This is a genomic window from Acidaminococcus hominis, assembly GCF_022484025.1.
Classification (GTDB): domain Bacteria; phylum Bacillota; class Negativicutes; order Acidaminococcales; family Acidaminococcaceae; genus Acidaminococcus; species Acidaminococcus hominis.
This window is the reverse complement of the sequence record NZ_JAKVMG010000001.1, coordinates 1,662,345-1,686,155: the sequence shown is the minus strand read 5'-3', so window position 1 is coordinate 1,686,155 and position 23,811 is coordinate 1,662,345. Positions and strand designations below refer to the sequence as shown.

Annotated in this window: 23 protein-coding genes; all 23 read left to right on the top strand. The window is 54.0% G+C overall.

Features of this window, described 5'->3' with window-relative positions; all coding sequences use genetic code 11:
* The first annotated feature begins 53 nt into the window (after nucleotides 1-53).
* The 23 genes from mmdA to hgdA all read left to right on the top strand — a co-directional run bounded on the left by mmdA (nucleotide 54) and on the right by hgdA (nucleotide 23,809).
* Complete coding sequence (mmdA, locus tag LKE88_RS07510; RefSeq protein ID WP_199614499.1) at nucleotides 54-1,553, top strand: methylmalonyl-CoA decarboxylase subunit alpha; 1,500 nt, start codon at nucleotides 54-56, stop codon at nucleotides 1,551-1,553.
* A 426-nt stretch (nucleotides 1,554-1,979) separates the two neighbouring features.
* Nucleotides 1,980-2,306, top strand: coding sequence for a sodium ion-translocating glutaconyl-CoA decarboxylase subunit delta (gene gcdD / locus LKE88_RS07505; protein WP_105326312.1), 327 nt, complete (start codon nucleotides 1,980-1,982; stop codon nucleotides 2,304-2,306).
* Nucleotides 2,307-2,374: 68 nt separating this feature from the next.
* A complete protein-coding gene (gcdC, locus tag LKE88_RS07500) occupies nucleotides 2,375-2,806 on the top strand; it encodes a sodium ion-translocating glutaconyl-CoA decarboxylase subunit gamma (protein WP_105326311.1) in 432 nt (143 codons plus the stop codon).
* Nucleotides 2,807-2,843: 37 nt separating this feature from the next.
* Nucleotides 2,844-3,974 (top strand): sodium ion-translocating glutaconyl-CoA decarboxylase subunit beta, encoded by a 1,131-nt coding sequence (gene gcdB, locus LKE88_RS07495; protein ID WP_276803220.1) that lies wholly within the window; start codon nucleotides 2,844-2,846, stop codon nucleotides 3,972-3,974.
* A gap of 271 nt (nucleotides 3,975-4,245) precedes the next feature.
* Complete coding sequence (locus LKE88_RS07490) at nucleotides 4,246-4,758, top strand: hypothetical protein (protein ID WP_105326309.1); 513 nt, start codon at nucleotides 4,246-4,248, stop codon at nucleotides 4,756-4,758.
* A 12-nt stretch (nucleotides 4,759-4,770) separates the two neighbouring features.
* The gene (locus LKE88_RS07485; RefSeq protein WP_105326308.1) at nucleotides 4,771-5,205 is read left to right on the top strand and encodes a SoxR reducing system RseC family protein; all 435 of its coding nucleotides are present in this window, start codon (nucleotides 4,771-4,773) and stop codon (nucleotides 5,203-5,205) included.
* Nucleotides 5,206-5,207: 2 nt separating this feature from the next.
* Complete coding sequence (locus tag LKE88_RS07480) at nucleotides 5,208-5,474, top strand: DUF4321 domain-containing protein (RefSeq protein ID WP_105326307.1); 267 nt, start codon at nucleotides 5,208-5,210, stop codon at nucleotides 5,472-5,474.
* A gap of 9 nt (nucleotides 5,475-5,483) precedes the next feature.
* Complete coding sequence (locus tag LKE88_RS07475) at nucleotides 5,484-6,095, top strand: Maf family protein (RefSeq protein ID WP_105326306.1); 612 nt, start codon at nucleotides 5,484-5,486, stop codon at nucleotides 6,093-6,095.
* On the top strand, nucleotides 6,046-6,732 hold the full coding sequence (gene radC / locus LKE88_RS07470; RefSeq protein ID WP_231086360.1) for a RadC family protein: 687 nt from the start codon (nucleotides 6,046-6,048) through the stop codon (nucleotides 6,730-6,732). The genes LKE88_RS07475 and radC overlap by 50 nt, the downstream gene beginning before the upstream one ends.
* A 45-nt stretch (nucleotides 6,733-6,777) precedes the next feature.
* On the top strand, nucleotides 6,778-7,809 hold the full coding sequence (locus tag LKE88_RS07465) for a rod shape-determining protein (protein WP_105326305.1): 1,032 nt from the start codon (nucleotides 6,778-6,780) through the stop codon (nucleotides 7,807-7,809).
* Nucleotides 7,806-8,714 (top strand): rod shape-determining protein MreC, encoded by a 909-nt coding sequence (mreC, locus tag LKE88_RS07460; RefSeq protein ID WP_231086358.1) that lies wholly within the window; start codon nucleotides 7,806-7,808, stop codon nucleotides 8,712-8,714. The genes LKE88_RS07465 and mreC overlap by 4 nt, the downstream gene beginning before the upstream one ends.
* The gene (gene mreD / locus LKE88_RS07455; protein WP_118286727.1) at nucleotides 8,711-9,223 is read left to right on the top strand and encodes a rod shape-determining protein MreD; all 513 of its coding nucleotides are present in this window, start codon (nucleotides 8,711-8,713) and stop codon (nucleotides 9,221-9,223) included. The genes mreC and mreD overlap by 4 nt, the downstream gene beginning before the upstream one ends.
* A 10-nt stretch (nucleotides 9,224-9,233) precedes the next feature.
* Nucleotides 9,234-11,021 (top strand): penicillin-binding protein 2, encoded by a 1,788-nt coding sequence (gene mrdA, locus LKE88_RS07450; protein ID WP_105326302.1) that lies wholly within the window; start codon nucleotides 9,234-9,236, stop codon nucleotides 11,019-11,021.
* Between the two features lie 9 nt (nucleotides 11,022-11,030).
* The gene (rodA, locus tag LKE88_RS07445; RefSeq protein ID WP_105326301.1) at nucleotides 11,031-12,146 is read left to right on the top strand and encodes a rod shape-determining protein RodA; all 1,116 of its coding nucleotides are present in this window, start codon (nucleotides 11,031-11,033) and stop codon (nucleotides 12,144-12,146) included.
* A 9-nt stretch (nucleotides 12,147-12,155) separates the two neighbouring features.
* Entirely contained in the window at nucleotides 12,156-14,018 is a 1,863-nt protein-coding gene (locus LKE88_RS07440) for a TIGR03960 family B12-binding radical SAM protein (RefSeq protein WP_105326300.1), read from the top strand.
* A complete protein-coding gene (locus LKE88_RS07435; RefSeq protein ID WP_105326299.1) occupies nucleotides 14,015-14,713 on the top strand; it encodes a TIGR03936 family radical SAM-associated protein in 699 nt (232 codons plus the stop codon). Before LKE88_RS07440 ends, LKE88_RS07435 begins: the two co-directional genes overlap by 4 nt.
* Complete coding sequence (locus LKE88_RS07430; RefSeq protein WP_105326298.1) at nucleotides 14,710-16,113, top strand: Rne/Rng family ribonuclease; 1,404 nt, start codon at nucleotides 14,710-14,712, stop codon at nucleotides 16,111-16,113. Before LKE88_RS07435 ends, LKE88_RS07430 begins: the two co-directional genes overlap by 4 nt.
* Nucleotides 16,114-16,130: 17 nt before the next feature.
* Nucleotides 16,131-17,579 (top strand): CCA tRNA nucleotidyltransferase, encoded by a 1,449-nt coding sequence (locus tag LKE88_RS07425; RefSeq protein ID WP_105326297.1) that lies wholly within the window; start codon nucleotides 16,131-16,133, stop codon nucleotides 17,577-17,579.
* 386 nt (nucleotides 17,580-17,965) lie between these two features.
* Nucleotides 17,966-18,928 carry a glutaconate CoA-transferase subunit A gene (gene gctA / locus LKE88_RS07420; RefSeq protein ID WP_105326524.1) on the top strand — a complete coding sequence of 321 codons (963 nt, stop codon included), beginning with the start codon at nucleotides 17,966-17,968 and terminating at the stop codon, nucleotides 18,926-18,928.
* Nucleotides 18,929-18,930: 2 nt separating this feature from the next.
* Nucleotides 18,931-19,734: a glutaconate CoA-transferase subunit B gene (gctB, locus tag LKE88_RS07415; RefSeq protein ID WP_105326296.1), complete on the top strand. Its 804-nt coding sequence runs from the start codon at nucleotides 18,931-18,933 to the stop codon at nucleotides 19,732-19,734.
* Between the two features lie 26 nt (nucleotides 19,735-19,760).
* Complete coding sequence (gcdA, locus tag LKE88_RS07410) at nucleotides 19,761-21,524, top strand: sodium ion-translocating glutaconyl-CoA decarboxylase subunit alpha (RefSeq protein ID WP_105326295.1); 1,764 nt, start codon at nucleotides 19,761-19,763, stop codon at nucleotides 21,522-21,524.
* A gap of 23 nt (nucleotides 21,525-21,547) precedes the next feature.
* Nucleotides 21,548-22,330 carry a (R)-2-hydroxyglutaryl-CoA dehydratase activase HgdC gene (gene hgdC / locus LKE88_RS07405; RefSeq protein WP_105326294.1) on the top strand — a complete coding sequence of 261 codons (783 nt, stop codon included), beginning with the start codon at nucleotides 21,548-21,550 and terminating at the stop codon, nucleotides 22,328-22,330.
* A gap of 42 nt (nucleotides 22,331-22,372) precedes the next feature.
* The gene (hgdA, locus tag LKE88_RS07400; RefSeq protein WP_105326293.1) at nucleotides 22,373-23,809 is read left to right on the top strand and encodes a (R)-2-hydroxyglutaryl-CoA dehydratase subunit alpha; all 1,437 of its coding nucleotides are present in this window, start codon (nucleotides 22,373-22,375) and stop codon (nucleotides 23,807-23,809) included.
* The last annotated feature ends 2 nt before the right edge of the window (nucleotides 23,810-23,811 follow it).

Genomic DNA, 23,811 nt, shown 5'->3' with positions numbered 1-23,811 from the left:
AATCATGTTTGAGGAGGTGCGTGTATTTGACAACACAAGAAAAAATCGATGATATGTTTGCCCGCTACGAAAAAATCGAAGCCGGCGGCGGTGCCAAGAGAGTCGGCAAGCAGCATGACTCTGGCAAAATGACTGCCCGGGAACGGATTGCCGCATTTTTGGATGAAGGCAGTTTCGTGGAACTGGATAAATTCGTAGAACACCGGTGCACCAATTTCGGACAGGAAAAGAAATATCTGGCTGGAGACGGTGTAGTAACTGGTTATGGCACGGTTAACGGTCGCACAGTATTTGTTTTCGCACAGGATTTCACCGTAGAAGGTGGCTCTTTGGGCGAAATGCACGCCAATAAAATTGCAAAAGTTCAAGAAATGGCTTTAAAAACTGGAGCTCCCATTGTGGGCATGGCCGATTCCGGCGGTGCCCGCATTCAGGAAGCCACGGATGCCCTGGCAGGCTTTGGTAAGATGTTCAAGCAGAATACCATGTCCTCCGGGGTAATCCCCCAGATTTCCGCCATCATGGGACCCTGTGCCGGCGGCGCCGTGTACAGCCCGGCCCTGACGGACTTCATCTACATGGTGAAGAAAAGCTCCAAGATGTTCATTACCGGACCGGAAGTGGTGAAATCCGTTACCGGCGAGGATGTGGGCCAGGAAGACCTGGGTGGTACCTTTACCCACAGCACCCGCTCTGGCGTAGCTGATTTTGCGGCCGAAAACGATGCAGACTGCCTGGAACAGATCCGGTACCTGCTGAGTTTCCTGCCTTCCAACAACCGGGAAAACCCGCCTGTGTACGACACCGGCGACAGCGCTTTCCGGATGGATGAGTCCCTGAACACCATCATCCCCGATGGTTCCCACCTGCCCTACGATATGTACAAGGTTATCCGTAGCATTGTGGATAATGGGGAGTATGTGGAACCCCACCGGATGTATGCCCGGAACATCATCACCTGCCTGGCCCGTCTGGACGGCTCTACGGTGGGCATCATTGCCAACCAGCCCCGGATTATGGCCGGCTGCCTGGACATCAACGCTTCGGATAAGGCTGCCCGCTTCATCCGTTTCTGCGATGCGTTCCGGATTCCCCTGATCAACATCGTGGACGTGCCTGGGTTCCTGCCCGGTACGGACCAAGAATACGGCGGCATTATCCGCCACGGTGCCAAAATGCTGTACGCCTACTGTGAAGCAACCGTTCCCAAGATTACCCTGGTAACCCGGAAAGCTTACGGCGGCGCATATCTGGCCATGTGTGCCCAAGACCTGGGTGCCGATCACGTTATCGCCTGGCCCACGGCAGAAATTGCCGTAATGGGACCCCAAGGCGCTGCCAAGATTATTTTCCGTCATGATCCCGATGTGGAACAGAAGACGGAAGAATACATCAACAACTTCGCTACCCCTTATTACGCTGCTAAGCATGGTATGGTGGAAATGGTCATCGAACCGAAGACCACCCGTCCTACCCTGATTAAAGCATTGCGCATGCTCAAGAGCAAGCAGGAAGACCGTCCTAAGAAAAAGCACGGCAATATCCCGCTGTAATTTGGTGCTGCGCACCCCTTGACCCACAAAACGACCAAGAGGAAAGAGAGGTGAGGTAATGACAGAGAATCCGTTGCTTATTGCAGCCATCAATCTGACGATTGTTTTTGGCGTGCTGATTGTGTTGGGCATTATGATGACCCTTGTCCATGCAATCGATCCAACGAAGAAAAAATAACCTGTCTACACAATTCAAATGCAGTGTCTAGACTGCCCTTCAGCTGCAGTTTCTAGAGGCTCATGAGCCGCATACGGGCCAATCGCCCGCGGCGCTACTCATCTCTCTCTACCTTGGTTTTCGCAGCGTGCTGCTTGTTTGTATGTTGAAATCGAAGCGGGAAGCAATTTGCCAAGCAAAAGCATCCGTTCCGCTGGGATTTTGATATAAACCATTTTTTCCATTTAGAGGAAAGCGAGGTGACGTACATGACCGACAACCCGTGGCTGATTGCCGTGATCAACATGACAATCGTGTTCGGCGTGCTGATTATACTGGGCATCATGATGACCATCATCCATATGATTGACCCGACAAAAAAGAAAGCTGCCGCAAAAAAAAAGCCTGTAGCTGCTAAGCCGGCTCCTTCCGTTGCTGCCAACAAACGGCAGGAAGAAGAAAAAGTAGCGGCTATCGCCGCTGTCCTGGCAATGGTACAGGACGAAGATGATGCTGTTGCAGCCGCCCTGATGGCCGCTATCGCACAGCATAAGAAAATGATGGAACCTATGGCTCTGCCTCATCATTTCTTTTAAGGAATCGTTGAGGGGCGATTCGTGATGGACCACATTCTATTTTTCCAAAATTCGAGGAGGGTTTTCTAATGAAAAAGTTCAATGTTAACGTAAATGGCACTGTATACCAAGTGGAAGTTGAAGAAGTTGGCGGTACTGTAAGCGCAGCTCCTGCTGCTCCTGCTGCTCCTGCCGCTGCTGCTCCTGTAGCTGCTGCTCCTGTAGCCGCTCCTGCTGCTCCTGCTGCTGCTCCTGCTCCGGCTCCTGCCGCTGCTCCCTCTCCTGCTGCTGCCCCGGCTGCTCCTGCTGGTGCCAACACCATCGAAGCTCCTATGCCTGGTAAGGTTCTGTCCGTAAACGTTAAACCTGGCGACAAAGTTGAAGCTGGCGATGTCCTGCTGATTCTGGAAGCCATGAAAATGCAGAATGAAATTATGGCTCCTGAAGATGGCACCGTTACCGACGTTCGCGTAAACGCTGGTGACACCGTTGCTACTGGCGACGTAATGGTAATTCTCTAATTCCTTGCGCCACCAATCTAAAGGAGGATATTAAAATATGGATGCTTTTCTGGTAGCCCTTGCTTCTGTCATCAACGACAGCGGCTTCGTGGCTTTTACCACAGGCAATGCCATCATGATGCTGGTAGGCTGTGTCCTGCTGTATCTGGCAATCGTAAAGGGTTTCGAGCCGTTGCTGCTGACCCCGATTGCGTTCGGCTGCCTGCTGGCTAACGTACCCCGCACCGGTTTCGAAACCGATCCTGGTGTAATGCAATTGATCCTGGGCGGTATCAAATACGAAGTATTCCCGCCGCTGATTTTCATGGGCGTAGGCGCCATGACCGACTTCGGTCCCCTGATTGCCAACCCCAAAACCCTGCTCCTGGGCGCAGCTGCCCAGGCCGGCGTATTCGTTGCCCTGCTGGGTGCAATGCTGCTGGGCTTCAACGTGCGTGAAGCTGCTGCTATCGGCATCATCGGTGGTGCTGACGGCCCGACTTCCATTTACCTGGCAACCAAGATGGCTCCCCATCTGCTGGGCGCAATCGCTGTAGCTGCTTACTCCTACATGTCCTTGGTTCCCCTGATTCAGCCTCCTATCATGAAGCTGTTCACCACCAAGAAAGACCGTCAGATCAAAATGGCTCAGCTGCGTACGGTAACCCACTTCGAAAAAGTGGTTTTCCCGATTATGTGCACCATTTTCATCTCCCTGCTGCTGCCCTCCGTTTGCTCTCTGATCGGTATGCTGATGCTGGGCAACCTGTTCACTGAATCCGGCTGTATGGACCGTCTGTCCGATACCGCACAAAATGCTTTGATGAACACGGTTACCATTATGCTGGCTACTGGTACTGGTTTGACCATGAAGTCTGAAAGCTTCCTGACCACCCAAACCCTGCTGATTATCTTCTTGGGCCTGGTTGCTTTCGCCGGTGGTACTGCTACTGGCGTTATCTTCGGTAAACTGATGTGCATCGTTGACGGTGGCAAGACCAACCCGCTGATCGGCAGTGCCGGTGTATCCGCAGTGCCTATGGCTGCCCGTGTTTCCCAGATTGTGGGACAACAGGCCAACCCTGGCAACTTCCTGCTGATGCATGCTATGGGCCCCAACGTGGCTGGTGTAATTGGTACGGCAGTTGCTGCTGGTACCATGCTGGCAATGATTGGACCTGCACAATAAGCTTTAACCTGAAAAGTGGTTATGACAGAAATGTCATAACCACTTTTTTTAATGAGTTAACGCAAAAACAAGGCTCCTTTTAAAGAGAAGGGGCCTTGTTTTGTCAGGCAGCCCTTCTGCTTCAGGCCCATACCGATACTTTACCAAGGGACGGAACAGAAATTTCCCGGCTCTTTCCCGAAATTCCCCAGAATCCCAAGAAATGCCTTACTTTACGGGTAAATTTTGATATAATAAGGAAGTTAAGGATTTTTAGGTGAGGAATGAAGAAATGAAGGAGAAACACGTGGAAGAATACAAGGAATATTCAACAGTCAGTAAGGAACGACGGTATTTGCAGTGGGCGGCCCTGGCCGTAATTGGCATTTCTTGGGCCTACGAAGGGTACCATACCTTTGCCCTGTACCAGTTCAGCCTGATGGGCTGGGGCTACAATGTGCTGTTTTTGCTCCTGTGGTGCTGGCGCTGTATGTTTGATTATACGGTGGTGCTTACCGGCAAGGACCTGCGGGTGATTATGTATGGCCTGGGCATTGAGCGCCGGATGACCGTCCATTTAAAAGATATGGAAAGTTTTTCCAATCAGTATAAGCGGAGCTTTTTCCGCAAAACTGCCATCAAAAAGTATGTGCACCGCTATTCTTCCATCGATCCCAATCCCCAGCGGATCCTGGTGTATAGGGAGAACGGCAAATTGTGCGCCCTGCTGTTCAAATCCAGCGGTAAGCTGATGCAGCTGCTGGCAGAGCGGTACCCCAAGCAGTACCTGCAATTCCCGGAATAAAGGAGAATGGTTGTGAATACGTATATTGGAACCGTGGTGGCCATTCATGGCCAGCAGGCACGAGTAAAAATTGAACAAAAGCCAGGGGAGCAGCGCCCCAAGCAGCTGGATTGCTGGAACGCCTGCGAAGCCAAGCGGGGAATGCGGGTCCTGGTGGAACGCCAGGAAGTAGAAGCTGGCAAGGCCAAACTCATTGCCCGGGGCATTCCTGTGCTGACCGCAGTGGCCGGGGCGGCTTTTGGACGGGCTATGGCCCACTTTTTCCCCCTGCCCCAGTGGCAGGTGGTGCTGGGCAGCACTGTTATCTGGCTGCTTTTGGGCTGGAACTACGCCCGGAATTTTCGCAAGGTGGTCAATCCCCGGGGTGCCCAGTGGACCGTTACCGGGTACTACAGCGATGGGATGATTCCTGGTGTGGACGACCCGGTTTCTTCTGAGGAGGAATAAGCATGCTGGGCGCAAAAAATGGATTGTGGCTGGTAGGAGCCCTGGCGGCAGGGGCTGTGATGGGAGGGCTTGTGGCAGAAAGCCTCCAGGCGTCCCAAGTACTGGGCCCCATTACGGATACCCTGGTGCGGCAGTACCAGATTATTTCCGTGCCGCCGGTGGATGTGGATTTGTACATTGCCAAGCTGACCATCGGCTTTACCTTTTCTCCCAACCTGGTGGCGATTGTTGGCATGGTGCTGGGAGCCATTATTTATAACAAGTTATAAGGAGGACCTATGGAGATACTTTTGGCTTCTGCTTCTCCCCGCCGGCTGGAACTGCTGCGTCAGGCGGGCCTGAATCCCCGGGTGGTGGTAAGCCACTGCGAAGAACTGAAGGAAAGCGCTTCTCCGGAGGATCTGGTGCTGCACAATGCTCTGGCCAAGGGGCGGGCTGTGGCCTCCCAGGAAAACCCTTCAGCTCTGGTGATTGCCGCCGATACGGTGGTAGCGGTGGACGGGAAAATCCTGGGCAAACCCCAGGATACCAAGGACGCTGCCCGGATGCTGCGGCTGCTCAGCGGCCGGACCCATCAGGTACTTACCGGGGTAGCCCTGTTTTACCGGGGGCAGGAGAAAGCCCGGGTGGACGTGACAGAGGTGACTTTTGCACCCTTGACGGACCAGCAGATCGCCTGGTACATTGGTACTGGGGAACCCCTGGATAAAGCCGGAGCCTACGGCATTCAGGGAAAAGCAGCACTTTTTATACCCACTATACACGGGTCCTACAGTAATGTGGTAGGACTTCCCTTAGCAACTTTACTTACACTATTCGCAGAAATGGACGTGATGCAAGATGACACACTATTTGATCAAGGAAATGCTGCCGGAGGAACGGCCTCGTGAAAAAATGCTGGCGCTGGGACCCCAGGCCCTGACCCCTCGGGAACTTTTGGCCATTCTCATTGGCAGCGGCACCAAGGGCCGGTCGGCCCTGGATATTGCCGGAGAACTGGTAGGGGACCTGCTGAAGGATGAAGCCCTGGCCCGGACCCAGGACCTGCAGGAACTGACGGTGGTTCATGGGCTGGGTCCCAGCAAGGCGGCGGTGATTATGGCTGCCCTGGAGCTGGGCCGCCGGGTGGCCGCCAACAGCAAGCCCAAAATGGGCCTGATCCGCTGCCCGGAAGACGGGGCCATGCTGGTGATGAGCCGGCTGCGCCACGAAAACCAGGAACATTTTCAGGTAATCCTGCTCAACAGCAAAGGGCGGGTAACGGCCATCAAGGAAATCTCCCAAGGCTCCCTGAACGCGTCGGTGGTCCATCCCCGGGAAGTGTTTGCTCCGGCGGTGGTGCATCATGCAGCGGCCCTTTTGGCCGTGCACAACCATCCTTCCGGGGATCCCACGCCCAGCCAGGAAGACCGGGACCTGACCCGGACCCTGGTCAAGGCCGGAGAAATTTTGGGCATTCCCGTGGTGGACCATTTGGTCATCGGGGATGGGGTCTACTATAGTTTTAAGGAACATGATTTGATTTAGGCCGGCAGCTGCCGGAAATATAGAAAAGAAAGGGAGGGGAAACCCATGCTGGAATTTTTTGATTCGCTGCATACGGATGTGGGCATTGATTTGGGTACGGCCAATACCCTGATTTGCCTGAAGCACCAGGGAATCGCCCTCCAGGAACCGTCCGTGGTGGCGGTGGATGACCGTACCGGCAAGGTACTGGCGGTGGGCAAGGCTGCCAAACAGATGGTGGGCCGGACGCCCCAGGGCATCAGTACGGTACGGCCCCTGCGCCACGGGGTAATTGCCGATTTTGAACTGGCGGCGGTGATGCTGCGGCACCTGCTCCGGCAGGCTCTCCAAAAGCGTTCCTTTGTCCGCAGCCGGGCGGTGATCAGCGTGCCCTGCGGAGTGACCAATGTGGAACGACGGGCGGTCATCGATGCGGCCCTGGAAGCCGGGGTCAAGGAAGCCTACCTGCTGGAAGAACCTTTGGCTGCGGCTCTGGGGGCAGGCCTGCCCATTAAGGAAGCCACCGGGCTTATGGTGGTGAATCTGGGAGGCGGCACCACGGAAGTGGCGGTCATCTCCCTGGGCCAGATTGTCTTCTCCCGAACCCTCCGGCTGGGCGGCGCAGAAATGGATGATGCTCTTGTACGGGCTATCAAGAAAAAGTATAATCTTCTTATCGGTGAACAGATGGCGGAAACCATCAAGCTTGAAATTGGAACCCTGCGAAAAACAACCCCCAGCGCTGTGATGGAAATCCGGGGCCGGGACCTGCTGACAGGGCTCCCCCAAAGCCGCCTTTTGGATCAGAACCAGGTCCGGGAAGCCCTATTGGAACCGGTGCGCAGCATTGTGGAGACCATTCGGGGAACCCTGGAACAGATGCCGTCCGAAATGGCGGCAGATGTGCTGGATCGGGGCATTGTGCTCACCGGCGGGGCCGCCCTGCTGCGGGACCTGGACTGGGTACTGACCCGGGAAACGGGTCTGACGGTAGTGGTGGCCGAAAACGCCCTGGGCTGTGTGGCCCTGGGCACAGGACGAGCTGCGGAAAATATGAATCTGTTCCATAAGGGACATCGACCGGCGGGGAGCAAATGAGAAAGCGACGAGTGGTAATGAAGAAGGAGAGAAAAATACGGCTGGCAGTGGTGGCTGCCATTGTCCTGGTACTGGGCGGCGTAGGCTGGGACCTGCTGCATCATTTTGCAGCGGGCAACACCGTGCTTTCCACCCTTTCCCGGCCCGTGAACTTTATTGTGGGCGGCCTGGGCAAAGGGGTACAGGGGGCCTCCGACTTCTTGACGAACCGCAATGGGGTGGCCAAGGAAAACAAGGACCTGAAACGGGAAAATGAGGAGTTGCGCCAAAGCAACGCAGAGCTTTTGGCCATGAAGGCGGAAAATGTCCGCTTGGCCAAACTGCTGAAGTTTACGGAACTTCATCCTGCCTGGCAGACCACCCCGGCCAAGGTCATCAGCCGGGACCTGGGGGATTTCAAGGACGTGATCCTGATTGATAAGGGCAGCGACGACGGCCTCCAGATGAATATGCCGGTGGTGAACAGCTCCGGCCTGATAGGCATTATCGATGGGGTGTATCCCCATATGGCCAAAGTACTGCTGATTTCCAGCCCCAGAAGCCGGATTGGCGGCCTGAACCTCCGGGGAGATTCTCGGGCGGCGGGAATCGTCAACGGCGTGGCCGGGCCGGACCAGCAGCTGGAAATGCGGAACTTGACTCGGAACGCAGATGTGCTGCCGGGGGATACCATTGTGACCAGCGGTTACAGCGGCTACAATCCTGGAGGCATCATCATTGGCACCATTGAGGAAGTCCGCATGGACCCTGGGGGCCTGACTAAGAGTGCTTCCATTGCTCCAGCGGTGGATTATGCCCATTTGGAGGAAGCCCTGGTCATTACCAACTTCCATGGGTTTGCAGATTTCCTCCGGGAGGAAGGGAAGGACCCTGATGTGCCCGCTTCCAAAGGAGGCAGATCATGATCCTGCGCGCCTTGGCTTGGCTGTTTTTTACCCTGTTTTTGTTTAGTTTGGAAAATCATTGGTTTATGTTTTTCACCACCACCCAGTCTCCTGACTTGCTGCTGCTCTTCCTCCTGCTCTACGCGCTGGACCAGGGAGAGCGGGGCGGCACGTTCTACGGACTGGGTATTGGTGCATTATTGGATGTGGTCACGTTCAGCTATTTTGGCTGGCATATGGTGACCCGGGCCTTTATCGGCTACGTGGTGGGAAAGAACCGGCTGAATATGTTTGCAGACCGGCTGCCCACCTATTTGATTTTGACCTTTATGGTAACCTTGCTTTTGCGGGTGGCAACCTCCCTGTTTTTGTGCTTCATGCAGGGCAGGTGGCTCCCTTTTTGGCCGTTTTTGGTGCTGACGGTGAAAAGTATAGGCTGGAATCTGATCTGTGCCCCGGTCATGTGGTTTTTGTACCACAAGCTGAAACAACGGCTCCACAGTCGGATGGATTATTATTATCATCTGTAGGAGAAACGCTGTGCTGAATAAAAAGTTTGCTTACCGTCTGGAATTCCTGCTGTTTTCCGGCGTTATCATTATCTGCATCCTGATTGGGCGGATGTTCTACCTGCAAATCCTGCGGGGCAGCTACTACAGCCGTCAGGCAGAAGGGAACCGGACCCGCTACACCCGGATTGTGGCCCCCCGGGGCATTATCTACGACTGCAACGGGGAAGAACTGGCCAACAACAAGCCGGGCTTTATGATTTCCTTAGTGCGCCGTTCCGACGGCTACAACAAGGAAACTCTGGAGCGGTTGTCCGTTATTTTGAACCTGCCCATGGAGAAAATCCAGGATACCATCAAGCTCCATTCCGTAGGGGCGGAACCCATCCGGCTGGTACGGAATGCTTCTCCGGAAGTGGTGGCCAAGATTGAAGAAAATCTGCGCTACCTGCCCGGGGTAATGGTGGAAGTGCAGCCGGTGCGGTACTATCCCAACAAGGAGCTGGCCGTCCACGTACTGGGGTATGTGGGGGAAGTCAGCGATTACGAAATTGAACAAGGGGTGTACAGCGACCTGAAAGCCGGGGACATTATCGGCAAGGCAGGCCTGGAAAGCTACTATGACGCCAACCTGAGAGGGGAAGACGGCAGCTACCGGGAAGAAGTGGACGTGGTGGGCCGTGTGGTCCAGGTCATGGATAAGGTGGAGCCCAAGCCCGGGGAGGGCCTGGTGCTCACCATCGATGCCAAGCTCCAGAAAATCACGGAAGAAGCGGTGGACCGCCAGCTGAAGGCCATTGGGGCCCGGGGCTGCGCCGTGGTGGTGCTGGACCCCAACAACGGGGAAGTGAAGGCCCTGGTCTCCCGGCCGGGCTTTGACCCCAACTGGTTTGTGAACGGCATCAGCGAAAAGAACTGGAACTACCTGAATACGGACCCTTTCCATCCCATGACCGACAAGGCCATTGCCGGGGAATATCCTCCCGGTTCTACGTTTAAGATTGTCACCGGTTCGGCGGCATTGGAAGAAAAGAAGGTAACTCCGGACGAACTGATCTACGACTCCGGCCGGCACTGGCTGATTGATATGCGCAACGCCGGCGGGGAAGCCCTGGGGTATATCAACTTCAAACGGGCCCTGGCGGCTTCCGATAACGTGTACTTCTACGAAATGGGCAACCGACTGGGCATCAATCTGATTGACAAATACGCCAAGGACTTTGGCTTTGGACAGCGGACGGGCATTGACCTTCACGGGGAAGCCGAGGGGCTTATTGCTACGCCGGAATACAAGAAGAAAGTGTTTGACGAAGACTGGTATTTGGGGGATACCTTCAATACCGCCATTGGCCAGGGCTTTACCCTGGCAACCCCCATTCAGGTGGCGGAAATGATGAGTGCGGTGGCTACCGACGGCCGTCGCTTTAAGCCCCATCTGGTCAGCAAGATCATCAACGATGACGGCAGTGTGGACCAGACCTTTGAACCGGTGGAGGAGGGGAAACTGCCGGTTTCGGAGGCTACCCTGAAACTGGTGCAGGAAGGCCTGGAAGCCGTTACGGAAGAAGGCGGTACCGCTTCTTCCCTGAAGAACCTGCCGGTGGCCGTAGCGGGCAAGACCGGTACGGCAGAAAACCCCCATGGCTTGGACCATGGCTGGTTTGCCGCCTATGCCCCAGCCAAGAAACCTCAGCTGGTAGTGGTGTGCATTGTGGAACAGGGCAGTTACGGTGCCGTGTCCGCAGTGCCTATTGTCAAAAGTATTTTGGAATATGCCTTTACGGATCCCCGGGTACGCCGGGAGGGCAACAAGAAATAAGGAGCAGCTATGCGGATACAGATCAAAAAATATTTTCGCAATATCGATATGCCGCTGCTGGTCAGTGTCCTGCTGCTGATTACCATTGGCATTATCCTGATTGGCAGCGCCACCCACGCCAATGTGCCCGGCCCCAAGCGCTACAGCTTTGTGCTGCGGCAGCTGAGCTTTGCGGGCATCAACCTGGTGCTGGGGGCTTTCCTCCTGCGGTTTGATTACCGGGTGCTGAAACAGTTGGCCCGGCCCCTCTACATTTTCAACATCGTCATGCTGCTGTGCGTCATGCTCTTTGGCAAAAGTGCCCTGGGCGCCCAGCGCTGGCTGCAGCTGGGACCCATCAGCATCCAGCCCAGTGAGTTTGCCAAGGCCATTATGATTATCGCCCTGTCCTCCTACGTGGACGACCGGCTGCCGCTTTTAACGGATTTTCGTAGCTGGCTGCCGGTATTTGGCTACGTGCTGGTGCCCTTCCTATTTGTTATGAAGCAGCCCGACCTGGGAACCTCTTTGGTTTTCCTGGCCATTTTGTTGGGCACCATGATTGTCTGCGGCTTTAAGCTCCGCTATTTTTTGGCCATGGGCGGTCTGGGTCTTGCTTCAGCGCCCCTGGTCTGGCGGGTGCTTCACGAGTACCAGCGGAACCGGATCCGGGTATTTTTGAACCCTGGCCTGGAGCCCTACGGCAGCGGCTACCACGTAATCCAGTCCATGATTGCCATTGGCTCCGGCCTGTTTTTTGGCAAGGGACTGTTCCAGGGAACCCAGAGCCAGTTAAACTTCCTGCCGGAAAACCACACGGACTTTATTTTTGCGGTGGCCGGGGAAGAATTTGGCTTTATCGGGGTAACGATTATCCTGCTGCTTTACGGGGTGGTGGTGTACCGGGGCATCAAGATTGCCCTGCATGCCTCCGATGACTTTGGCACCCTATTGTCCGTGGGCATCGTATCCATGTTTTTGTTCCATATTCTGGTGAATGTGGGCATGACCAGCGGCATTATGCCCGTTACCGGCGTGCCCCTGCCCTTTATGAGCTACGGCGTCAGCTCCCTGACCACCAATATGCTGATGGTCACCCTGCTGCTGAACATCAACGCCCATCATCAGACATTACGTTTTCATTAAGGAGAGACCATGAAAAAAGATTTTCCTATCGATATACTCAGCGCTGTAGAAAAACCGGCCCGTTATACGGGAATGGAATTCGGCAGCATTGTCAAATCCGAAGCCGAAACGGAGGTTTCCTTCTGCCTGGCTTTCCCGGACACCTACGAAATCGGCATGAGCTACCTGGGTTTTAAAATCCTGTACGCCTGCCTGAATGCTGTGGAAGGGATTGCCGCCGAGCGGGCTTTTGCCCCTTGGGTGGATATGGAGGAAAAAATGCGGGAGCGGAAGCTGCCCTTGGCCTCTTTGGAAAATTCCCGGGCCCTGAAGGATTTTGACCTGGTGGGCTTTACCCTGCTGTACGAAATGTCCTATTCCAACATTGTGAATATGCTGGATATGGGCGGGGTGCCCATTTGGGCCAAGGACCGGACCCTGGACGATCCCTTTGTCTGTGCCGGGGGCTGCTGTGTGTTTAACAGCGAACCCTTGGCAGATTTCCTGGATTTCTGCATGCTGGGGGATGGGGAAAAGATTATTGTGGAAGTCTCCCTGCTGTACCGGGATTGGAAGCGGGAAGGCAAGCCTGGAGGCCGGAAGGAATTTCTGCGCCGGGTTTCCCAGATTCAGGGGGTTTACGTACCCAGCTTTTATGATGTCACCTATAACGAGGATGGTACCCTGAAGGCCTATACCCCCAATGAACCTACGGCACCGGAAGTGGTGTACAAACGGGTGGAGCAGGATGTGGACGGCCTGGCCTTTCCTACCAATCCCATTGTGCCCTACAGTGATACGGTCCACGACCGGATTATGCTGGAATTGTTCCGGGGTTGCACCCGGGGCTGCCGGTTCTGCAATGCCGGCATGATCTACCGGCCCATCCGGGAACGGCGGCCGGAAACGGTGCTGAAGCTGGCGGAGAAACTGGTGCCGGCAACGGGCTACAACGAAATTTCCCTGTTCTCCCTGAGCACCGCGGATTATTCTTACCTGGAACCGTTAACCCAAAAGCTGATTTCCGAGTTCAAAAAGGACCGGGTCAGCGTGTCCCTGCCCTCCCTGCGTATTGACAGCTTCTCCGTAAAATTGGCCCAGGAGGTCCAGGCGGTGCGGAAAAGCGGGCTGACCTTTGCTCCGGAAGCGGGCAGCCAGCGGATGCGGGACGTCATCAACAAGGGTGTAACGGAAGAAGACCTGATGAACGCCGTGGGGGCAGCCTTTGCCAACGGCTGGTCCCAGGTGAAGCTGTACTTTATGATTGGCCTGCCCACGGAAACCGACGAGGACGTCTTGGCCATTGCCAAGCTGGCCCAAATGGTCCAGTGGAAGTACAAGCAGGTTACCGGCAAGGGCGGCGCCAAGGTTACGGTCAGCGTGGCCAACTTTGTGCCCAAGCCCTATACGCCCTTCCAGTGGGCCGGCCAGAATACCAAGGCTGAATTTGACCGGAAGCACATGCTGCTCAAGAATGCCTTCGCCAAATTGAAGAACATCAATTACCAATACCACGATTCCCGTACCAGCCTGATGGAAGGGGTCCTGGCCCGGGGTGACCGGCGGCTGGGAAAAGCCATCTATCTGGCCTGGCAGCGGGGCGCCAAGTTTGACAGCTGGGGTGAGTTCTTTGACTATGACCGGTGGAAACAGGCCATTGAAGACGTGGGCCTTACCATGGACTTCTACAACAGCCGGCCCCGGGGCGAAAAGGAAGTGTTCTCCTGGGAGCATACCAGCTGCGGAGTGACCCGGCAGTTCCTGTGGAGCGAACTGGAAAAGGCCAAACGGGCGGACCTGACCCATGACTGCCGGCGGGATACTTGCACGGGCTGCGGGGTCTGCCAGAAACTGAACGTAAAAATCATCGATTGGAAGGAGACGGAAGCATGAAATTACGGCTGCAGATAACCAAAGAGCCGGGCATCCGCTTCATTTCCCATCTGGAATACCAGCGGAGCCTGGAAAAAGCCATCCGGCGGGCGGACCTACCGGTGGCCTATTCGGAAGGCTTCAATCCCCATATGAAGTTTTCCCTGGCATCGGCCCTTAGCGTGGGCGTTACCAGCACCTGCGAGTTTGCCGAGGTACGGCTGGTGGAAGAGCGGCCCCTGGAGGAGCTGGTAACTGCCCTCAAGGCAGCCCTGCCCATGGGCATCCGGATTGTCAAGGCGGACCTGGCGGACGACAAGGCCCCCATGCTCATGGCCTCCGCCCAAGGGGCCAGCTACCAGGTGGAGGTACCCTGCCCGGAAGACCCGGCAGCGGGTATTGCGGCCTTTAACCAGGCCTCAGAGGTGCCCTACACCAAAACCCACAACAAGGCCAAGGGAAAACCCAAAACCATCAACGTCAAGGACTTTATTCCCCAGGTGGACGCAGCCTGGCAGGATGGGGTCCTGAAACTGGCTTTTGACTGCCGTATCACACCTACGGGCAGCATGAAAGCGTCCCAGCTCCTGGAAATTCTGGAAAAGGATTTTGGGGTGGGACTGTCCTTCAATGAAGCCGATATCCGCCGTACGGACCTGTTCGGACGGGATGCGGCGGGGCATAAAACCTCGCTAATCGGCACGGCGCAGCCATGACCAAGATCATTTATGTCAGTGTCCGGCCCGAAGAAACCCGCATGGGCCTGGTGGAGGAAGGACGTCTCCGGGACTATGCGGTGGAGCGTAGGAACACGGACAACTTGGTGGGAAATGTGTATCGGGGCCAGGTGTGCAATGTGGTTCCTGGGATACAGGCCGCCTTTGTAGATTTGGATGTAGGCAAAAACGGTTTTTTGACCTTAAAAAAAGAGGAAAAACTCTCTCAGGGTCAAATGATATTGGTACAGGTAGTGAAGGATGCCCGGGGCAGCAAGGGTCCGGCCATTACCCGGAATATTACCCTGCCGGGCCGGTATGTGGTGCTGGAGCCCTTTGGCTCCCGGATTTCCCTGTCCCGGAAAATCGAGTCCAAGACCAAGCGCAGCCAGCTGCGGGAATGGGCTTCCCAGGTGCTGCCGCCCAAGATGGGCCTGGTGCTCCGGACCGCCGCAGCCAGTGCGGACAAGAAGGAAATCCAGGCAGACGTGGAAAACCAGCTCCACAGCTGGAAAATCCTCCTGCGCCGGAGCAAATTGGGGCGGGGACCCCATCTATTGTACCGGGAACTGGACCTGTCCATCCGGATGATTCGGGACTACGTGACGGAAGATGTGCAGAAGATTGTGGTGGACGATGTAACCATCTACCATACCCTGACCAATATGCTAAAGGAAATGGGGCTGCCCCAAATTGAGGTGAAGCTCTACAGTGGTACCGATGACCTGTTTTCCAGTTACCAGCTGGATGAGGAAATCGAAAGTATGTCGGACCGGGTGGTGTGGCTGCCGGGAGGCGGCTACCTGGTATTTGACTATACGGAAGCCATGACCGTAGTGGACGTCAACAGCGGCCGCTACTCGGGAGGTGGGGACCGGGATGAAACCGGTATGGCCACCAACCGGGAAGCGGCTGTGGAAATTGCCCGGCAGCTGCGGCTTCGGGATATCGGCGGCATTATTGTGGCCGACTTTATTGATATGGACACCCAGGAGGAGCAGGAGGAAATCCTGCAAATCCTGCGGAAGGAATTTGCTTCCGACAAAATGAAACCCAAGGTGATTGATATTACCTCTCTGAACCTGGTGGAAATGACCCGGATGAAGGCCCGGAAAAACCTGGCCAGCGTCCTGTACAGCACCTGTCCCACGTGCCGGGGCAGCGGCCGGGTTCTTTCCCCGGAAACGGTGTACGTGGAAATCCGCCGCCGGCTCCGGAGCATTTTTGCAGAGGGCAATATGAGTCATTCGCTGCTGATTACCGTTCATCCCATGGTCTACAGCTGGATCATGGAACAGGGCGTCAAGGATATGGAACGGGAATTCAGCTGCAAAATCAAAACCGCCAGTGACGCGGCGCTGGATATAGGAGTCTTTACCATCCTGGCAGCGGATCACTGAGCCAGGAGGTGGCAGGCATGAATCTGGAAATACCGGCATATGTGCAAAAAGTAATGGAGCTCCTGCGTTCCCACGGCTTTGAAGCCTACGTGGTGGGCGGAGCAGTCCGGGATTTGCTGCTGGGGCGCACTCCGGACGACTACGACGTGGTGACCAACGCCCGGCCGGACGAAATCCAGCTTTTGGCAGAAAAGGCCCAGATTCCTGTGGTCAGAGACCTGGGCCAGAACTTCGGGGTGGTAATCCTGGTTTCCGACCGTATGGCGGTGGAAGTGGCCTCCTACCGGAACGAAACCTACGGCAGTGCCGATGCCCACCGGCCGGCAGAGGTCTGGTACTGTGAAACCCTGGAAGAGGACCTGGGACGCAGGGATTTTACCATCAACGCCCTGGCCCTGGATCAACAGGGGAATATTATCGATTATTACGACGGGCTCAGCGACCTGCGGGGCCGGGTGCTGCGCACGGTGGGCAATGCCAACAAGCGGTTTCAGGAGGATGCCCTGCGGATGTTCCGGGTCTGCCGTTTTGTGGCCCAGCTGGGCTTTACCCCGGATGAAAAGATTCTGCCGGCCATTCAGGCCAACCTGGCCCGGACGGAAGGCTTGTCCCTGGAGCGGGTGCGGACGGAGCTGAACAAGACCCTGTGCGGCACCTACGCCGGACGGGGCATGGACCTAATGGTGCGCAGCGGGCTGGCGGCTGAAAGCTGCCGGGTCCGGCACGGGGGAACCTGGAGTCAGGTGCCCATTTTGCCGGAGCTGCTGGATTTGGTAGGGGTGGAGCAAAATCCCCTTTACCATCGGTACGATGTGTGGAACCATACGGCGGCTGCCCTGGATCAGGGAGACCGGACTCTGCCGGTGGGCTGGGCTATTTTGCTCCACGATATTGCCAAGGGCCGGGAAGGGGTCCGGGGCATCAACAAGGAGGGCCAGCCCTGCGACTATGGCCACGAGGTGGTGGGAGCCAAAATGGCCCATGCCATTTTGGCACGGCTGCAGCTGCCGGGAAAACTGGCGGACCGGGTGGCCTGGCTGGTAAAGAACCATATGCACTTTGGCTTTGCCATGGCCCAAACCGACGCCCAGACCTGGCGCTGGCTGCGCAAGGAGGCCCGCAGCGGCCATTTTCGGCTGAACAAGGAAATGGCCGAAGCCTTTAAGCAGCTGACCGCCCTGTGCACCGCCGATGTGGCAGCGGCCAATGCCGGTCAGACGGATATTATCCATGCCCAGATGTACGGCAAGCGCTTGGTTTCCATGGCCTATTTGATGCCCGTGCACACGTCAGACCTGAATTTCACCGGTTGGGATGCCTTAAAGGCAGGGGCCCAGCCCAAACAGCTCCGGGAACTGATGCCCGTTCTGCTCCAGCGGGTCCAGGACCTGAAACTGGAAAACGAACCGGAAGCCTTGGAACAGGCTGCAAAGAATTGGGTTATACGTCAAAAAAACAAAAAATAGGTAAAATCATACACTGAGAGATATGTTTTTTCGTATCCCTCAGTTTTTTTTATGAGACAAATACTTTTGGGTATAGACAATACAGAAAAATTGTGAGAATATATAGGTGTACGTGTTGCCAATTTTATGGGGAATGAATGTCAAAAATAAGTAAAATTGATAAAAATTATTAGAATTAACATAGAATTGGCAAAAAAAGCGCAAATTAATCACTTGAGATTTAAAAAAAAAATTATTTGTGCTATAATCAACGTGTACTATGAAAAAGCAGGTCTACCGGAATTCGAATTGAAAAAATACTCAATTACAAAGGGGGATGGATTATTTCATTAGAGGAGGGTTCCGGACGTTTCAAAACTAGTATGGATCTTAAGGAGGTTTTTGCTTTGAGTAAAGTAATGACGTTAAAAGACGCAGTTGCCAAGTATGTGCATAGTGGTGATCATATCGCCCTGGGCGGTTTCACAACTGACCGGAAACCGTATGCTGCCGTTTATGAAATCTTAAGACAAGGTATCACCGATTTGACTGGTCTGGGCGGCGCTGCCGGCGGCGACTGGGATATGCTGATCGGCTGCGGCCGGGTAAAGGCATATATCAACTGCTATACTGCCAACTCCGGTGTTACCAACGTTTCCAGACGGTTCAGAAAATGGTTTGAAGCTGGCAAACTGATCATGGAAGACTATTCCCAGGATGTAATCTACATGATGTGGCATGCTGCTGCACTGGGTCTGCCCTTCCTGCCTGTAACCCTGATGCAAGGCTCCGGCCTGACCGATGAATGGGGCATCAGCAAGGAAGTCCGCAAGACTTTGGACAAGGTTCCTGATGACAAATTCGTTTATATTGATAACCCCTTCAAAAAAGGCGAAAAAGTTGTTGCTGTTCCTGTTCCGCAAATTGATGTAGCTATTATCCATGCACAACAGGCTTCTCCGGACGGCACTGTACGCATTTGGGGCGGCAAATTCCAGGATGTGGATATTGCCATGGCTGCCAAATACACGATCGTTACTGCTGAAGAAATCATCAGCAATGAAGAAATCAGAAGAGATCCTACTCAGAATGACATTCCCGGCATGTGCGTAGATGCTGTTGTTCTGGCTCCTTATGGTGCACATCCTTCTCAATGCTATGGTATGTATGACTATGATAATCCGTTCCTGAAGGTTTATGACAAAGTCAGCAAGACCCAGGAAGACTTCGATGCTTTCTGCAAAGAATGGGTGTTTGACCTGAAAGATCATGACGAATACCTGAACAAACTGGGTGCTACCCGTTTGATCAACCTGAAAGTAGTTCCTGGCCTGGGCTACCATATCGACATGACGAAGGAGGACAAATAACAATGGCTGATTACACGAATTATACCAATAAAGAAATGCAGGCTGTGACCATTGCCAAGCAAATCAAAAATGGTCAGGTTGTAACCGTAGGTACCGGTCTTCCTCTGATCGGCGCCAGCGTTGCCAAGAGAGTATACGCTCCTGACTGCCACATCATCGTGGAAAGCGGCCTGATGGACTGCTCTCCTGTGGAAGTTCCCCGCAGCGTAGGCGATCTGAGATTCATGGCCCATTGCGGCACCATTTGGCCCAACGTTCGTTTCGTTGGCTTCGAAATCAACGAATACCTGCATAAAGCCAACCGTCTGATTGCTTTCATCGGCGGCGCTCAAATCGACCCGTACGGCAACGTAAACTCCACCTCCATTGGTGATTACCATCATCCGAAAACCCGTTTCACCGGTTCCGGCGGTGCCAATGGTATTGCTACCTACTCCAACACCATCATTATGATGCAGCATGAAAAACGCAGATTCATGCAGAAAATTGACTATGTAACCAGCCCTGGCTGGATCGACGGCCCTGGCGGACGTGAAAGACTGGGTCTGCCCGGCGATGTAGGTCCGCAAATGGTTGTTACCGACCGCGGCGTACTGAAGTTTGATGAAAAGACCAAACGGATGTACCTGGCTGGCTACTATCCGACTTCTTCCCCTGAAGACGTATTGGAAAACACCGGTTTCGATCTGGATGTATCCAGAGCCGTTCTGCTGGAAGCTCCGGAACCCTCTGTTATCAAATTGATCAGAGAAGAAATCGACCCGGGCCAAGCCTTCATTCAAGTTCCCGTAGAAGACAAGAAATAAGAGAGAATTAGGGAGGAATCATTTAAATGGGTTTCTATTCAATGCCTAGATATTTTCAACAACTGCCCCAAGTCGGCAAGGTGCTGAAAAAAGTAGACGAAGACAATACTGCCAAACTGAAAGCCATCGAAGAAGAAATTCACCAATTGGTGAAAGCTGCTGAAGATGCAGGCCGTTCCACCGAATCCCTGAATGCATCCGGTCAATTGACCGCCCTGCAGAGAGTGGAAAAACTGGTAGAACCGGGCACCTGGAGACCGCTGAACTCCTTGTTCAACCCGGAAGGCAACAAAAACGGTTCCGTAAGCATCGTTAAGGGCCTGGGCAAAATCAACGGCAAATGGGCTGTTGTGGTCGCTTCCGATAACAAGAAGCTGGCCGGCGCTTGGGTACCTGGCCAGGCTGAATGCCTGCTGCGTGCTTCCGACACCGCAAAAACCCTGCACATTCCCCTGGTGTATGTGCTGAACTGCTCCGGCGTTAAATTCGACGAGCAGGAAAAAGTTTATCCGAACCGCCGCGGCGGCGGCACCCCGTTCTTCAGAAACGCTGAACTGAACCAACTGGGTGTTCCCGTAATCGTCGGCATCTATGGTACCAACCCTGCTGGCGGCGGTTACCACAGCATCAGCCCCACTGTCCTGATTGCCCATGAAAAGGCCAACATGGCAGTAGGCGGCGCCGGCATTTTGGGCGGCATGAACCCCAAAGGCTACATTGACATGGAAGGCGCTAACCAGATTGCTGACATGGTAGACCGCAGCGGCAAGCAAGAACCCCCTGGAGCTGTTGATATCCACTTTACGGAAACCGGCTTCATGCGCGAAGTTTATGCTTCCGAAGAAGGCGTTCTGGAAGGTATCAAAAAGTATATCGGTATGCTGCCCAGCTACAACCCGGAATTCTTCCGCGTTGACGATCCCAAAGCTCCGGCTCTGCCCAGCGAAGACCTGTACAGCATGGTTCCTCTGAATGACAAGAGAGCCTACGATATCTACAATGTTCTGGGTCGTCTGTTCGATAACAGCGAACTGAAGGAATACAAGAAGGGCTATGGCCCCGAAATGATTACTGGTATGGCCAAAGTCAACGGCCTGCTGGTTGGCGTTGTTGCCAACGTACAAGGTCTGCTGATGAATTACCCTGAATACAAGGCTGCCGGCTCCGTTGGTATGGGCGGCAAGCTGTACCGTCAGGGCCTGGTAAAAATGAACGAGTTTGTGACGCTGTGCGCCAGAGACCGTTTGCCCATCGTTTGGGTTCAGGATACCACCGGTATTGATGTAGGCAACGACGCTGAAAAAGCTGAATTGCTGGGCTTGGGCCAATCCCTGATTTATTCCATCCAGACCTCCCATGTTCCTCAATTTGAAATTACCCTGAGAAAAGGTTCTGCTGCAGCCCATTACGTATTGGGTGGACCTCAGGGCAACGACACCAACGCATTCTCCATTGGTACTGCTGCAACGGAAATCTACGTAATGAACGGTGAAACCGCTGCTACCGCTATGTACTCCCGGAGACTGGCGAAGGACAGAAAAGCTGGTAAGGATTTGCAGCCGACCATCGACAAGATGAACGATCTGATCCAGGCTTTCCATACGAAATCTCGTCCGAAAGTGTGCGCTGAATTGGGTCTGGTTGACGAAATCGTTGACATGACGGCTCTGCGCGGCTATGTAGAAGCATTTACGGAAGCTGCATATCAGAACCCTGAATCGATTTGCCCGTTCCATCAAATGCTTCTTCCTAGAGCCATTAGAGAATTTGACACTTTCGTAAAGAAATAATCCTTACGGAGGAAGAAAGCTAAATGAGTATTTATACCTTAGGTATTGATGTTGGATCTACCGCTTCCAAGTGCGTAATTCTGAAAGACGGTAAAGAAATTGTGGCAAAATCCCTGGTAGACGTGGGGACCGGTACTTCCGGTCCTGCACGCTCCATCTCCGAAGTACTGGAGAATGCCCACATGAAAAAAGAAGATATGGCTTATACCCTGGCTACCGGCTACGGCCGCAACTCCTTGGAAGGCATTGCCGACAAGCAGATGAGCGAACTGAGCTGCCATGCTATGGGCGCCTACTTCATTTGGCCTAACGTGCACACCGTTATTGATATCGGTGGGCAGGACGTAAAGGTCATCCATGTGGAAAATGGTGCCATGACCAATTTCCAAATGAATGATAAATGTGCTGCAGGTACTGGCCGTTTCCTGGATGTAATGGCCAATGTCCTGGAAGTAAAAGTGTCTGACCTGGCTCCCTTGGGCGCACAGTCCAAAAAACGGGTGGCCATCAGCTCTACCTGTACCGTATTTGCGGAAAGCGAGGTTATCAGCCAGCTGTCCAAGGGTACGGACAAGATCGACATCATTGCTGGTATCCATCGTTCTGTTGCAAGCCGGGTAATCGGTCTGGCAAACCGGGTGGGGATTGTTCCCGACGTGGTGATGACCGGCGGCGTAGCCCAGAACTATGGTGTGGTGGATGCTTTGCGGGAAGGTTTGGGAGTAGAAATCCAAACTTCTCCTCTTGCACAGTACAACGGTGCCCTGGGTGCCGCCCTGTATGCCTACAAGAAAGCAACCAAATAAAGTTTTACAACAGTTCACTCATGTGAAGAAGGAAGGATAATTATGCCAAAGACAGTAAGCCCTGGCGTTCAGGCATTGAGAGATGTAGTTGAAAAAGTTTACCGGGAAGCCCGTGAAGCAAAAGCTGCAGGCGAACCTGTAGGTTGGTCTTCTTCCAAGTTCCCCTGCGAATTGGCTGAATCTTTCGGCCTGCACGTTGTATATCCGGAAAACCAGGCCGCTGGTATCGCTGCCAACCGTGACGGCGAAGTAATGTGCCAAGCTGCTGAAGATCTGGGTTACGACAACGATATCTGCGGTTACTCCCGTATCAGCCTGGCCTATGCCGCTGGTAAGAGAGCTGCTAACAAGATGGACAAAGATGGTAACTATATCATCAACCCCAACAGCGGCAAACCGCTGAAAGATGAAAACGGCAAAAAGGTCATCGATCCTGAAACCGGCAAACCGGTTATCGATCCTAAGACCCGTAAACCTTATACCGTTATCGATGATATCTATGAAATCGCAGCTCTGCCGGACGGCGAAGAAAAGACCCGCCGTACCAACGCCCTGCATAAATATCGTCAGATGATCATGCCCATGCCGGACTTTGTTCTGTGCTGCAACAACATTTGCAACTGCATGACCAAATGGTATGAAGATATTGCCCGCAGACACAACATTCCCCTGATTATGGTTGACGTTCCTTACAACGAAACTGACCAAGTCAGCGAAAGCAACGTAAAATACATTCGTTCCCAATTTGACAAAGCCATCCGTCAAATGGAAGAAATCTCCGGCAAGAAATTTGACGAAGATAAGTTCGAAAAATGCTGCCAATACGCTAACCGTACCGCTAAGGCTTGGTTAAAGGTTTGTGACTATCTGCAATACAAACCGGCTCCGTTCAACGGCTTTGACCTGTTCAACCATATGGCTGACGTTGTTACCGCCCGTGGCAGAGTAGAAGCTGCTGAAGCTTTCGAACTGCTGGCCAGCGAATTGGAACAACACGTAAAAGAAGGAACCACTACCGCTCCTTTCAAAGAAAAATATCGTATCATGTTCGAAGGTATCCCCTGCTGGCCGAAGCTGCCTGACCTGTTCAAGCCGCTGAAAGCCAACGGTCTGAACATCACCGGTGTTGTATACGCTCCTGCATTTGGTTTCGTTTACAACAACTACGATGAACTGGTACGCGCCTACTGCAAGGCTCCTAACTCCGTATGTCTGGAACAGGGCGTTGCTTGGCGTGAAGGCCTGTGCCGTGAAAACAAGGTTGACGGCGTTCTGGTTCACTACAACCGTTCCTGCAAACCTTGGTCCGGCTACATGCCTGAAATGCAGCGCCGCTTCACCAAGGATCTGGGTATCCCCACTGCCGGTTTCGACGGTGACCAGGCCGATCCCAGAAACTTCAACGCTGCACAGTATGAGACTCGTGTCCAAGGTTTGGTCGAGGCCATGGAAGCTAACGCTGAGAAGAAGGGGAAATAAAA

What these genes read in the sequence shown, in the direction of transcription:
- mmdA (WP_199614499.1), top strand. Translation starts at nt 54, where the DNA reads ATGTTTGCCCGCTACGAAAAAATCGAAGCCGGCGGCGGTGCCAAGAGA.
- LKE88_RS07480 (WP_105326307.1), top strand. Translation starts at nt 5,208, where the DNA reads ATGCTGGGCGCAAAAAATGGATTGTGGCTGGTAGGAGCCCTGGCGGCA.
- gctB (WP_105326296.1), top strand. Translation starts at nt 18,931, where the DNA reads ATGGCTGATTACACGAATTATACCAATAAAGAAATGCAGGCTGTGACC.
- rodA (WP_105326301.1), top strand. Translation starts at nt 11,031, where the DNA reads ATGCGGATACAGATCAAAAAATATTTTCGCAATATCGATATGCCGCTG.
- radC (WP_231086360.1), top strand. Translation starts at nt 6,046, where the DNA reads ATGACACACTATTTGATCAAGGAAATGCTGCCGGAGGAACGGCCTCGT.
- hgdC (WP_105326294.1), top strand. Translation starts at nt 21,548, where the DNA reads ATGAGTATTTATACCTTAGGTATTGATGTTGGATCTACCGCTTCCAAG.
- gcdB (WP_276803220.1), top strand. Translation starts at nt 2,844, where the DNA reads ATGGATGCTTTTCTGGTAGCCCTTGCTTCTGTCATCAACGACAGCGGC.
- LKE88_RS07475 (WP_105326306.1), top strand. Translation starts at nt 5,484, where the DNA reads ATGGAGATACTTTTGGCTTCTGCTTCTCCCCGCCGGCTGGAACTGCTG.
- LKE88_RS07440 (WP_105326300.1), top strand. Translation starts at nt 12,156, where the DNA reads ATGAAAAAAGATTTTCCTATCGATATACTCAGCGCTGTAGAAAAACCG.
- LKE88_RS07435 (WP_105326299.1), top strand. Translation starts at nt 14,015, where the DNA reads ATGAAATTACGGCTGCAGATAACCAAAGAGCCGGGCATCCGCTTCATT.
- gcdC (WP_105326311.1), top strand. Translation starts at nt 2,375, where the DNA reads ATGAAAAAGTTCAATGTTAACGTAAATGGCACTGTATACCAAGTGGAA.
- gcdD (WP_105326312.1), top strand. Translation starts at nt 1,980, where the DNA reads ATGACCGACAACCCGTGGCTGATTGCCGTGATCAACATGACAATCGTG.
- hgdA (WP_105326293.1), top strand. Translation starts at nt 22,373, where the DNA reads ATGCCAAAGACAGTAAGCCCTGGCGTTCAGGCATTGAGAGATGTAGTT.
- LKE88_RS07465 (WP_105326305.1), top strand. Translation starts at nt 6,778, where the DNA reads ATGCTGGAATTTTTTGATTCGCTGCATACGGATGTGGGCATTGATTTG.
- LKE88_RS07490 (WP_105326309.1), top strand. Translation starts at nt 4,246, where the DNA reads ATGAAGGAGAAACACGTGGAAGAATACAAGGAATATTCAACAGTCAGT.
- mreD (WP_118286727.1), top strand. Translation starts at nt 8,711, where the DNA reads ATGATCCTGCGCGCCTTGGCTTGGCTGTTTTTTACCCTGTTTTTGTTT.
- LKE88_RS07425 (WP_105326297.1), top strand. Translation starts at nt 16,131, where the DNA reads ATGAATCTGGAAATACCGGCATATGTGCAAAAAGTAATGGAGCTCCTG.
- mreC (WP_231086358.1), top strand. Translation starts at nt 7,806, where the DNA reads ATGAGAAAGCGACGAGTGGTAATGAAGAAGGAGAGAAAAATACGGCTG.
- LKE88_RS07430 (WP_105326298.1), top strand. Translation starts at nt 14,710, where the DNA reads ATGACCAAGATCATTTATGTCAGTGTCCGGCCCGAAGAAACCCGCATG.
- gcdA (WP_105326295.1), top strand. Translation starts at nt 19,761, where the DNA reads ATGGGTTTCTATTCAATGCCTAGATATTTTCAACAACTGCCCCAAGTC.